An 11,847-nucleotide genomic window follows, 5' to 3' on the forward strand; every position below is an offset into this window, starting at 1 on the left:
TTGCAGATCTTCTACAACGATATTCTGGCGTTGAATCTGTGTTCCCACTGTGTAGAGGTAGTTCGTGCCAGAAAACGAGGTTCAAAGCTCAGAGTTTTAAAAAAAGTGTCCAGTGTGGTGGATACTCTCGACGACGAAAAAAGAAAGGAAACCATTTCCAGTTTGATGAAAGGCATGGAGAAAGACCTTGAAGACATCGTAGTTGTGAACATGCCCATGGAGAACGTTCTGATCATGAGGATAAAGGTACCACCATCTCTGAACAGGCAGAACGCTATGGAATATGCCACCATGGAGATATCCAGGAACCTCGGAATAGTTCCCGAACAGCTGATCGTTGCTCCTCTTGAAATACACGAGGGAGAAGGGCTGTTCTTCGTGTCGAAAGTGAATCAGGTGAAAGCGTTCGTTTCGGAGTTGATGGAAGCAGGCTTTCCTGAAACGGATGTGGTGATACCGGATGTTGTGAAGTATCTGGAATTCTTCGATTTTTATTTCAAGAGGCGCCTAAAGGGAATCACCGTTCTCGTTGTGGCTTCGTTTTTCAACGACTACTACTCCATTGTGGTTCTGAAAGACGATCATTATAGATCCTGCAGGATGGTCTTTTCTATCTTCTGGGACTACATGGACGTTGTAGTGGAAAACACAGGTATACAACCGAAAGAACTGTTCGAGGGAATGGTAGAAGTTTCTCTGGATTTCCTTCAGCCGTACTTTGGAGATTTTCTTCTGGAGCTGGACAGAGAGGTGAAGATATCACTCGACGAGGTTTCGCTCGATAGGGCAAACCAGTTCTTTTACATCATCGATCCACCTGTTTTCTTCCATCCTTTCGTACAAGCCTTGCAGAAGTTTGAAGGTGCGGTCTTAAAGGAAGGACCTATTCCTTCTGTGAAATCCAGTGTGTCGACAGGAGGACTGGGGCTTCTGTTGAGAGGGGGAAGGGAAATTGGAAAAGTTAAACATCTATCCGTATAAGAAGCGTAAGGTGAAGTTGACTACGTTCGCTGTTCTCCTCATTGCAATGTTGCTTCCACCGATTTCGTTCAACGTTTACTTCAGATATGTCAAGGAACAGATGGTGGAAAATCTGGAGAACAGGTATGCGGAAATTCTCAATGCTTACTCGATAGACCTCTCTATCGATTCGTCCAGGAATCTGGCAGAGGTGTCCCGGATTGAGGATGTGCTGTTGAATCAGATAAAAACATTGGAATTCAAGGTGAATTCTTTGAATGCCTATCTCGAAAAGAGAAAGAGATGGGAGAATTTCTCTCATTTGTTCACAGAGATTTTTAAAAAGCAAGGCAGGACGTTGAGTTACCTGAGTTTTTCCCAGGAGAAGGCTGTTCTGGAATTTTATGAAGTTTCCAGAGAACCTCAAGAGATTTTGCCAGAGAGTTTTCTGAAGGATGAGAGAATAAATCTAAAACTTCTGTTTGAAGAGCATCTGCCAGAAGGATACACCATGAAAAAATACAGGCTGGAGTACGAGGTGGCGAAGAAATGAGAGGGATCAACAGAAAGTTCGCCGTCTGGTTTTCTGTCCTTACGCTTTTGGTTCTGGTGTTTGGCCTGGTTGTTCCAGACTTTGTGATATTCATGTCCAACACCAGAAAGGTTGAAAAAAAACTGGCAAACCTTGCACCTGCATACAGAATATTTCGTGAAAAACAAAAAGAGTACATGGAGGTTCTGAAAGCTATAGAGAGTACTCCCGATTTTGACGGAAAGCCAGAAAGCGGGGAAATCAACGTGGTGGAGGCAGAAGATCTAATAAGAAAGCTCATATCAACAAGGAAGGTGGCGGTGAAACAGATGGTGATCGATGCAAAAGAAGTGATACCTGTTGACTTTCTGGGACTGTCAACATCTCAGCCGAAAGTAAAGATCTCTCTGGATGTGGAAGAGGTGAAACAATGAGCCGTCGAACGATCGTTTTACTGGTGGTGATGGGGGCAGTCTGGGTAGTGGCATTCTTCTATCTCTTCAAAGGGAATTCAGGTGCGGTAGTGACTCTTCAGCAGGAAAAGATGGTGGATTTTGTCTCTCTTGTGAGTAAAATACGTATCGATCCAAGTTTGAAGAAGATGGTGATCGAAGACCTTCTTGAAGATCTGCCGAAAGTCTTCAATCCTGTCAGACTCGCTTTTGGGAAAGAAGCGGCTGATATCCTCATAATGACTCTTCCTGCGCTGAACTACAATTTTCTTGGTTTCATAAAAACGGCGGATGGTGTGAAGATCTTTCTTTCCGACGGCAAAAAGCGCCTTGAGATCTCAGGAAATAACCCTATTTTCGAAAGGTACGTTGTCACCTACGTTTCTAGTTTGGGAGTGCTGGTACTGGATGTTGAAAATGGAAGATTTTTCTCAATAAGGTGAAAAGGGGTGTTGAACATGAAAAAAGTTCTTTTTGGTCTTTTCCTTCTAATCGTGGGGGCGCTGTTTTCCGCTGAACTTGTAGGAGTGTTGCCGCGGATAGAAGAAGATCAGGTGCTCATAGAAATCCAGATTTCTTCTCCAGTTGAGGATATCTCAGCGGAGATGAATTCTTCCAGAACCGTGTTTTCCGTGTTTTTGAAAGGAATCCAGATGAAAATAAGCAGGTTTATGGTTCCGGTTGGTGTCGGCCCCGTTGAGGGCGTCCGGGTTGTGAACGTGGGAAACGGTGTAATGGTGTCTGCGAGTTTGCTGGTTCCTTTTCCGGGAAGTTACGAGTTGGAAGGAAACAGGGTGATCATGAAATTTCAAAGAAGCAAAGAAAGAATAGATGTCTCCTTTGAGAACATGCTCTTTGAGGATATGGTGAAGTACCTCGCTGAGAGATTGAATCTCAACGTAATAGTCTCAGAAAGTGTGAAAAACGCAACTACGAGTCTAAAATTGAACAACGTCACACCAGAGGATGCCTTGAGAGATCTTCTCGTGACCTTTGGAGAGGTTGCCTACGCCTACTTTCCAGATGGAACGATGTTCATAGGCAAATACGAAGAGGTCTCTGGCAGGTTTCAGCGATTTTGGGGAATATACAAGGTGAAAGATCAGACTGTGGCAGACAGAATAAAGAGCCTCATCTCACAGGAGGCCATGATAGATTACCTTCCTTCGAAATCGGTGCTCTTTGTTTATGGAACATCAGAAGAGCACGACCTTGTGGCGAGTCTTCTTTCCGTCTCTCCCCCTCTCCAGCAGAAAGAAGTCTCCTTTTCAGTGGAAACGAGCAAAGTGGAAGAACTGTTGTCTGCACTGAAGAGTGTTTACCAGTTCGAATATCACCTTTTGAAGCCGGTGTCAAGAGTCATCCTCGTGGGAGATTCGGAGACCATCGCGAAGGTTGAAAGGTACTTGAAGATCCTGGAAACAGGTGTAGAACAGATGGAGCCTCAGACCGTTCCCACGAAAAAATTCGTCTTCTACGCTTATGATCCAAAAGCTGCAGCCAGTTTGATTAAATTGATTCTTGGGATAGATGCTCAGGCCTATGAAGAGATGAACCTTGTCATTTGTCAGGTGCCGCTGGACAGAGAGAAAGATCTGGTGGACTTCATAGCGCAAAACAACCTTGAGCTTGGTAACACATACTACTTTGATGTGAAAAAGAGTGAAGAGACTTTCCTGAAAGAGGTGCTTCAGTTTCTCGGTATTCCTGTTTCCAGAATGAAACTTCTGAACATCGATGGGGAAAATGTAAAAGTGTCTCTCTCTGTTCCTAAAAGCGTGTACGAAAAAATCTATCCCGTTCTGGAAAAGCTCCTGAAATTCAGAAGAAAAAACTTCACTGTGAGAGCCTTGGAGTTGAAGCAGGATGTTCAATCGGAACTGCTCGAGGCCATTTCAAGGATGTACGGTGTTTTGGTGAACAAAGTGGGGAACTTCGTCTTCGTTGAAGGACCTCTAAGTTCCGTTGATAGTGCTGTGGATTATCTGAACAAAATTCAGACAAGATACACTCAATTTCTGAGGATTTCTTTGAAAGAAGAAAGCCTGGAGGATCTGAAAAAGTTCGCCTTAGCAAAATACGATGTGGAGATTGATTACTTCCCCGCGTTGAAAATGCTCATGATCAGTGGTACGGACGAAAGTAAAGTTCAGGAAGCAGTTGAAGAACTGAAAGTCATCGTCTCTGAGGAGAAAACAGTGCGGTTTGTGAAAAAGGTTGAAACAGTTCCCTCTGACAGGTTGAAGGCGGTGCTCAGTCAACTCTACGATGTCTCTGTGGAAGAACTGGGAAATGAGATAGCCGTTATTGGAAGCGAACTTGAAGTCAAAAGTGCCATGGATCTTCTTCAAAAGATTCTGAGCTCGAAGGAAATGGTTCAAACGTTCGTTGAACTTCCAAAATGGCTGCAAGATCCTGAAAAGGTACTAGATATAGTTGCTAGAAACACGGGAGTTGTTTATGAAGTGATGGACGGTATCGCTTTGCTCGAAGGGCCAGAAGAAAGTGTGAAAAAGGCCCAGGAGCAGTTCAAAGTGATCCTGGAAAAACTGGGGGAAGTTCGGACAGAAGAGACAGTGAAATTTCTTGAAATAGATTCTTCTTTCCCGGTCAACGAGTTCGTGGCTTTCTCAGAGGAATTGTACCCGGATGTTCTGTGTATTACCCTTGGCGAATTGAAACTCCTTGTTCTCAAAGGACCTTCGGAATCTGTGGAGAAACTCTCAGACATATATCGTTCCTTCTATGAAAGGCACCAGAAGGTGTTGGAAGAGAACGTTTTAGATCGTCTCACGCTCGAGGTACCTGCCGGCTTTCCGTTCGACCAGTTCAAAACGTTCCTTGAAGTGCTCATACCGGAAGTCAAGCAGGTTGTTTACCTCGACAGGCTCAATCTGGTACTGGTGGAAGTTCCGGTTTTTCAATCTGGGAAAGTGAAAAAGCTCCTCGATTCGTTCCTGGAAAAGGAGCAGGAAGTGTCGAAGAAGAAAGCAAAAAGAAACGTTTCTATACCTTCTAGTGTCGATCCCGCAGAACTTTCTGCGTATTTGAAAGAACTCTTCGATGGTCTTGAAATCACGATCTTTCCGAAGATGGGCCAGATGGTTGTTGAAGGTCCAGAAGACATAGTTGAAAAGGCAGCAGGACTCATCGAAGAAGAGAGAGAAAAAGCTTTGACGAGGGCAAAGAAAGATTATGTAACCGTATCGAACGGAAAACTGAGCATAAGGGCAGAGAACGTTTCACTTTACGATCTCATCAGAGAAGCCGCTTCTGAACTTGGAGTTTCTATTATGTTCGTGGACTCCCCATCGGAGACGGTCACAATGAGAGTGGATGGTATCACCTGGGAGAAGTTTCTCGATCTTGTCTCTCAGAACTATGGATATCTGTTCGATTTGAAAAACGGTGTGTACGTCGTTTCTAAGCCCAAACAGGATCTTGCAAAGCGTTATTTCTACGATATTCCACACAATTTCGATCAGATAAAGGCGCTCATAGAGTTCTACGGTGGAACGGTTTATGTGGATTCTCTGAACAACTTCATGGTGGTGACGGGAATCTCTGAGACGATAAAGAAAGAGCTGGACAGAATCATAGAAAATCTGAAGAGACCAACAAAGCAGGTGGAAATTTCTGCAAAGATAGTGGACAAATCGTTGATAGATATAGTGACCAAAGAGAGGAGATTGGAACTGGGTGGTACAGGAGTGAACCTGGGGTCCTCTGGAGCAAGCATGTCTTTTTCTGTAACGGATTATCTTGATTTTGAGGAAATCTTCGGTGACCTTCTGAACTCTTCTCTGTCTCTCCGTTTCTCTGATCAGAAGAGCGACACCCTTGATGACATCCTTGCAAGTCCGAGGATCGTCACAACCGGCGGAAAAGAAGCGAAGATCCTGATAGGGGACAGGATACCGTACGTCACAGACACAAATGGCGATGGAACTCCGGAAGTACAGTTCCTTGAAACTGGTATAGAACTTTCAATAACCCCGTATGTGAGGAGTGACGATACGATAGAACTGGACCTCTTTGTCAAGGCTAGTGAGCCTGGAAATTACATAAACGAAGTCCCGGGGGAAAGAACAAGGGAAGCACAGACGCATCTCATTGTGAAGAACAACAGTACCATCGTGATAGGTGGTCTCATCAGAGAAGTGACGAACGTGAGTGAAAGTAAGCTACCCTTCTTTGGAGATCTTCCAATAATAGGTCAATTCTTCAGGACAAAATCGGAGAACAAAGAAAAGCGTGATCTTATGATATTCGTCACTGTCAGGGTGGTGGAACCATGATTAGAGAACCTGTTGTGGCGGGTCTTTTTTATCCATCTCGTAGAGACGAATTGATCGAGCAGATAAGAATGTGCTTTTTCGACAGAAAGATAGGACCAGGCGAGCTGCCTGGTCCTGTTGAAAAGGATCTTCAGAATCCTGTCGGTCTTGTCTCTCCCCACGCAGGTTACATCTACAGTGGTCCAGTTGCGGCCTGGGGATTTCTCGAAGTAGCAAGGCTTGGAAAGCCCTCACTTGTTGTCATAATCGGCCCGAACCACACAGGTCTTGGAAAGCCTGTGGGGATCTGGCCGGAAGGGTTCTGGGAGACTCCACTTGGAGGAGTTCCTGTGAACAAAGAAGCGGTAGAGATTCTGCTGAACAGTTCCAGATACGCAGAAGAGGACACTCTTTCACACCTTAGAGAACACTCCATCGAAGTCCAGCTTCCCTTCCTTCAGTTTGTCTTCGGTGATTTTTCCATAGTTCCAGTATGTCTGATGGATCAGAGTTCAACGGTCGCTGAAGATCTTGCCTTCGCCGTTCGTGAGTTGATGAAAAAGTTCAGTGATGTCTTGATAATAGCCTCCACCGATCTGAACCATTACGAGGATCAGAAGACCACCCTGAAGAAAGACTTCCTCGTTGTAGAGGCGATAGAAAAGCGTGATCCCAGGTTACTTTATGAATACCTTGTGAAAGAGGACATAAGCATGTGTGGTTATGGAGGAGTTGCGGTTCTTCTGAACCTTGGCTTTTCCAGTGTCAGGATTTTGAAACACGCCACAAGTGGAGATGTGTCGGGAGACACGCTTGAGGTAGTGGGTTATCTCAGTGCGATCCTGTCGTGAAAATTTCCTTTATTTCCTTTATTCTCAATATCTTTCCGACGGCAAAATATACTGCTATTCCAAGAAGTACAAGAACAATGGTTCCTACTCTTCCTGGAAGAAATTCTTTTGCAAAAGATAGTGTTGTTCCCATAACGCTTGACGCAGCGATTATTTTGAGGATCTGCACGTCGAAAGATAACCTGGTTTTGAAAAACAAAAAGAAGAACCCTGCCATATAGGAGATACTGGTGGCAAGGGCAATGCCTTTTGCTCCCGTGGTGAGACCGAGAACGATGTCCAGTACGATGTTTATGAAAGAGACAAGCAGGGTGGCCTTGAAAGGAAATCTGACTTTTTTCTGGGCGTGGTGGGCACGTGAAAGGAGCTGAAAAAGTGAAACAAAACACAGTCCCACAGCGTACATCGAGAGGATTTCTGCCGCTCTCTTTGTGGCTTCTGTGGTGAATGCCCCGTATCCGAACAAAAGAGAGATGAGTCTTTCAGAGAGTACAAAAAGACCAACGGATGATGGAAGGGTGAGAAACAGGTTCTTCATGACGAAGTCTTTCAGATCTTTGTCGTAATCCTCCGTTTGGCTGAGTGTCGAGAGCGCAACGGTGGAGACGGCCACACCGAAGATACCCAGCGGAAGTTGATAAAGACGGCTGGAAAGCTGTATCAGTGAAAGGGATCCTGGATCCAGAAAAGAGGCCACGTTAACATCCACTATTGTTGTAACCTGAGAAACTGCCATAGTCAAAAAGGTGGCGAAAAAGAGCTTGTAAAAGTACGACAGACCTTTGAAGCTCGGTCTGTACTTGAATCCTTCTTTCCAAGGCAAAAGAACGATCAACCCTGCAAGGCCACCAAGCGTGAAGCCAGCGGCTGCCCATTTTACATCGCCGGTGAGACTGCCCAGTATCACACCAAGATTTGAGAACATCGGTGTCAAAGCGGGCAGAAAGTATCTGTGTGAAGAGTTGTGAATCGAGTAAAAAACTGCCCAGACGAAAACGATGGTGATGAAGGGAGATGTTATTCGAAGAAGACTTGCTGCAAGTGACTTTGTGTTCTCTTCTGATCCTGTTGCGAAAAGAGTCACCATGAGATGGGGAAACACTTCGGAAAAGACGACTATCGCGACGGTAAAAAGCCCCAGAGATGTGAGAACAGCGGAGGCGAAGTTTTCTCTTTCTTTTCTGGTTTTCAGCTGGTTGTAGATCGGAAGAAAGGCAGAACTCATTGCTCCCTCGGCAAAGGTCCTTCTCAGAAAAAAAGGAAAAATGATGGCGATGTAGTAGGCATCGAGGACAGATGAGGCACCGAAGGTTCCCGCGAGTATCATATCTCGAAGCAAGCCCGTGATCCTGGATAAGAAGGTTCCCAGCGAAAAAGAAAGAGTTTTTTTCAGATTGGACACTTCGATTCCTCCCGGTTCAAATCTGAAGAGAATCAACCGATAATATTATACGGAAGGGGGTGAAGATGGTGATAGATAGCGTGAACGGGCCAAGGGAAGTGAATCCTCTTGAAGGAATAAAGGGACCTTCCGTAGAAAAATCAAGGGAGAAGAAAAAGAGCGAGCAGGGAGACAGAATCGAGCTTCGCCATACCTGGAGTGTGGAAGAACTCTCCAAAGAGGCAAAGAACATCTCCTCCGTGAGAGAAGAACTCGTAGAAGAGCTGAGAAGAGCCATAGAGAGTGGAAACTATTTCGTTGATACGGAAAGACTCGCTCGGAAGATACTGGAGGAATTGTCCGAATGAAGAGAGAGAAATTGAAGAACGTTCTGACGAAAAAAATAGATCTTATGGAAAAACTTAGGGAGCTTCTACAAGAAAAGCTTGAGGCTATTGTAACGAAGGATTTCAAGAAGCTGGAAGGTGTTATCGGACGCATTGAGGAAATGTCTTTCCAGATGGAAATGGTCAACGAAGAATTAAAAGCTGCTCTGAATTTGCATAGTCAGGGATTGAAACTCGTTGATCTTCTGGAGATGTACAAAGATGATGAAGAGATGATATTGATTTTGAAAGATTTCTTCGAATCCCTGAACAGGATCACGTTTGAAGTAGAAAAGTTGAAGCAGGCTATAGACTTTCACTTGAGATACATAGATCTTGTCTTCGGGCTTCAAAGAAACAGTGTCACGTACAGAAAAGATGGTTCATTCGATGAAGACGGTCCGTCCACTTTCCTTGGGAGGTCCTGAACATGCCTGATATGTCCATGTTCGGCATCCTCAACACGGCACTCACCGGAATATACACTCACAAACTGGCGATGAACGTGGTCGGACACAACATAGCGAACGCAAACACACCGGGATATTCCAGGCAGCGTCCCGTTATAGAGGCAACTCCTCCCATTCCTCTGACCACACTGACCCAGCCCTCCATTCCTCTTCAAATGGGAACTGGCTCCAGGGTCAGAACGATAGTGAGATTGAGAGATGCGTTTCTCGATATCCAGTACAGACAGGTGAACAACAGGTACAACTACTGGGATACCACACTGTCCAACCTACACTTCATAGAACAGCTTTTGTCAGAGCCGGGAGAGAACGGTATCAGAAGCCTTGTGGACAACTTCTGGAACGCCTTTCAGGAAGTTATGTCTGATCCTTCCAACACCGCTTCCAAGGCAGAAGTCGTTTCAAGGGCACAACAGATGGTATCCCAGATGAAGGATCTCTACGGGAGGCTGGAACAACTCAGGGAAGACATAGACAATGAGATCGTGCAGAGGGTTTCTGAGATAAACCAGATGATAAAAAGACTTGCCGATCTGAACAACAAGATTCGAATAGGAATGACTCTCAAGTCTCCTCCAAACGATCTTCTCGATGAAAGAGACAGGATCTTAGATGAACTGTCGGACCTTGTGAATATAAACTACACGGAAGCGGAAGATGGGCAAATCACACTGAGAATAGGAAACCAGATCGTTCTGAATGGTTCCACTTATAACGAAGTTCGTGCACTAGAAAGGCCATATGGAAAAGGTTATCACGAGCTCTTTGTTGGTAACGCAAAGCTGATTCTCAGCGATGGAAAGTTGAAAGCACTCCTGGATCTGAGAGATTCAACCATTGTGAAATACATGAGAAAGCTCGATGAATTTGTTCTTTTCACAACAGACGCGATCAATCTTATTCACAGGGATGGATTTGAAGCAGGTGGTGTAACAACGAACCTTGATTTTTTCAAAAAGATCGAGTCCTTCTCAAATGATCCAGCGATATTCAGACTCAAAGGTAACAGAAAACTTGAGATGGGACCTTACCATGTGGTCACGGGTGTTCATTCTGCAACCAGTGTTTCGGAAATAACTGGGAAAACCTTTACTTCCAGCGACCTGATTTTTTCCTTTGGAGGAGGAACGTCATCAAACCTGGCTGTTACTCCTGGAATGACCATTGGTGATCTTGCTTTGTCTTGGAGTCTGCTTGGGACAACCTTGAACATTGGCCAGCACGCAGGAGGGTACAGACTGTATCTGGAGGACACTTCTGGAGATCTCAGGAACAAGGTTTTCTTTTCTCTGGGAAATTCTCTTTCGAAGATGGGTTTTGAGACTGAGACAAGAGGTTTTCTCACCATAAAGGAATCTGATCTTTCTTCACTTTCCTCTGGTGTCTACAACGTGAACGTCGAGTACACACTCGAGGATGGATCGAAACAAACTGAAACGATCTCCATAGATCTCTCGTCCGGTGTGAACCTGTCGAACATCGCATCTTCCATAAATTCCTCCTCGCATTTGATGGCTCAGATCTACACTGATCCAGCCACGGGGGAAAACATGCTGGTGATCGTTCCTGATGAGCATCTGAACTTCGACCCATCGGCGGTGAACGTGTTGAGTGATGACAGTTTCTTCACAAAATCGAATGCTTTCATCAGAAATTACGAAGTATTGAAGTACAAAGACACACTGGAGAATGTTTTCCACGGACAGACAGGTTTCGATCCCACCAGTGCTTTCACAATTACGATAAACTCCACCGATATAGAGATCGATCCGGCTGTGGATACTCTGGAGACGATCGTTGAAAAGATCAATGAAAAAGGTACGGGAGTTCTTGCCGATCTCACACCTCACAACTCTTTTGTTCTCAGGGCCACCTCACTCTACGATTTCGATCTCAGGATGATGGAAATAAAGGGTCCACAAGGGTTTTTCGAAGCTCTAGGACTCATCGATCCAGACAACAATCCGACCACGTTCGACTGGACAAATTCTTATACACTGGTGTCGAAAAACGATAATTTTGATACACTGAGAGAAAGGTTTAAGGTGGCGGACATCTTGACTTTCGACAAGGCACCGCTCGACGAACCTCTGAACATAGTCAACCAGTTTGAGGTGAGTTCTTCGTTGTCGTCCAACCCGAACAATCTCGCTGTTGACATCGGCTACGCTCTTGAGAACTCCAACTGGAATGTGGTGGATATAAGCCCCACTGGAGCTGCCAATCCGAAACTTCTTGAGATGATCCAGAATCTCTATACCAGAAAGATGTTGTCAAATGGAAAGGAAAGTTTCTACGAATTCTTCGGAGGTGTTGTCGCGGAACTTGGTGTTGAGGCGGAAACCGCCAGTAGTTTGAAAACCAACACTGAGATTCTCAAGCAAGAGATAGACAACGAACGTGAAAGAGTAAAAGGAGTTTCCCTCGATGAAGAAATGGCAAACATGATAGAATACCAGCACGCTTTCAGCGCTGCCGCCAAGGTCATCAGTACAGTGGATGAAATGATACAGATCGTGATAAACATGGTGAGGTGAT

General features: G+C 45.0%; 10 protein-coding genes. 9 read left to right on the forward strand and 1 reads right to left on the reverse strand.

The features are described from left to right. From AS006_RS01800 to amrB, 6 genes are read left to right on the forward strand one after another with little or no spacing between them, the layout of a single operon-like run. Complete coding sequence (locus tag AS006_RS01800; RefSeq protein ID WP_101512655.1) at positions 1-981, forward strand: hypothetical protein; 981 nt, start codon at positions 1-3, stop codon at positions 979-981. Beyond that, entirely contained in the window at positions 953-1,513 is a 561-nt protein-coding gene (locus AS006_RS01805) for a hypothetical protein (protein ID WP_101512656.1), read from the forward strand. Before AS006_RS01800 ends, AS006_RS01805 begins: the two co-directional genes overlap by 29 nt. Then, complete coding sequence (locus AS006_RS01810) at positions 1,510-1,926, forward strand: hypothetical protein (RefSeq protein WP_101512657.1); 417 nt, start codon at positions 1,510-1,512, stop codon at positions 1,924-1,926. The genes AS006_RS01805 and AS006_RS01810 overlap by 4 nt, the downstream gene beginning before the upstream one ends. Next, entirely contained in the window at positions 1,923-2,387 is a 465-nt protein-coding gene (locus AS006_RS01815; RefSeq protein WP_101512658.1) for a hypothetical protein, read from the forward strand. Before AS006_RS01810 ends, AS006_RS01815 begins: the two co-directional genes overlap by 4 nt. Before the next feature lie 15 nt (positions 2,388-2,402). Then, on the forward strand, positions 2,403-6,242 hold the full coding sequence (locus tag AS006_RS01820; RefSeq protein WP_199167271.1) for a type II secretion system protein GspD: 3,840 nt from the start codon (positions 2,403-2,405) through the stop codon (positions 6,240-6,242). Next, entirely contained in the window at positions 6,239-7,072 is an 834-nt protein-coding gene (gene amrB, locus AS006_RS01825; protein WP_101512660.1) for an AmmeMemoRadiSam system protein B, read from the forward strand. Before AS006_RS01820 ends, amrB begins: the two co-directional genes overlap by 4 nt. Here the strand turns inward: amrB and murJ are convergent. Beyond that, complete coding sequence (gene murJ / locus AS006_RS01830; RefSeq protein WP_199167273.1) at positions 7,053-8,474, reverse strand: murein biosynthesis integral membrane protein MurJ; 1,422 nt, start codon at positions 8,472-8,474, stop codon at positions 7,053-7,055. The two genes, amrB and murJ, sit on opposite strands and share 20 nt — an antisense overlap. 65 nt (positions 8,475-8,539) lie before the next feature. Between murJ and flgM the strand changes: the two genes are divergently transcribed. Genes flgM through flgK form a run of 3 tightly spaced genes read left to right on the forward strand, consistent with a single transcriptional unit; the run spans position 8,540 to position 11,846 of the window. Continuing rightward, on the forward strand, positions 8,540-8,821 hold the full coding sequence (gene flgM / locus AS006_RS01835; RefSeq protein WP_101512662.1) for a flagellar biosynthesis anti-sigma factor FlgM: 282 nt from the start codon (positions 8,540-8,542) through the stop codon (positions 8,819-8,821). Next, on the forward strand, positions 8,818-9,267 hold the full coding sequence (flgN, locus tag AS006_RS01840; RefSeq protein ID WP_101512663.1) for a flagellar export chaperone FlgN: 450 nt from the start codon (positions 8,818-8,820) through the stop codon (positions 9,265-9,267). The genes flgM and flgN overlap by 4 nt, the downstream gene beginning before the upstream one ends. 2 nt (positions 9,268-9,269) lie before the next feature. Beyond that, entirely contained in the window at positions 9,270-11,846 is a 2,577-nt protein-coding gene (gene flgK, locus AS006_RS01845; RefSeq protein ID WP_101512664.1) for a flagellar hook-associated protein FlgK, read from the forward strand. Position 11,847 lies beyond the last annotated feature (1 nt).

Origin of the sequence: Thermotoga sp. SG1, from assembly GCF_002865985.1 — a bacterium.
Lineage (GTDB): Bacteria > Thermotogota > Thermotogae > Thermotogales > Thermotogaceae > Thermotoga.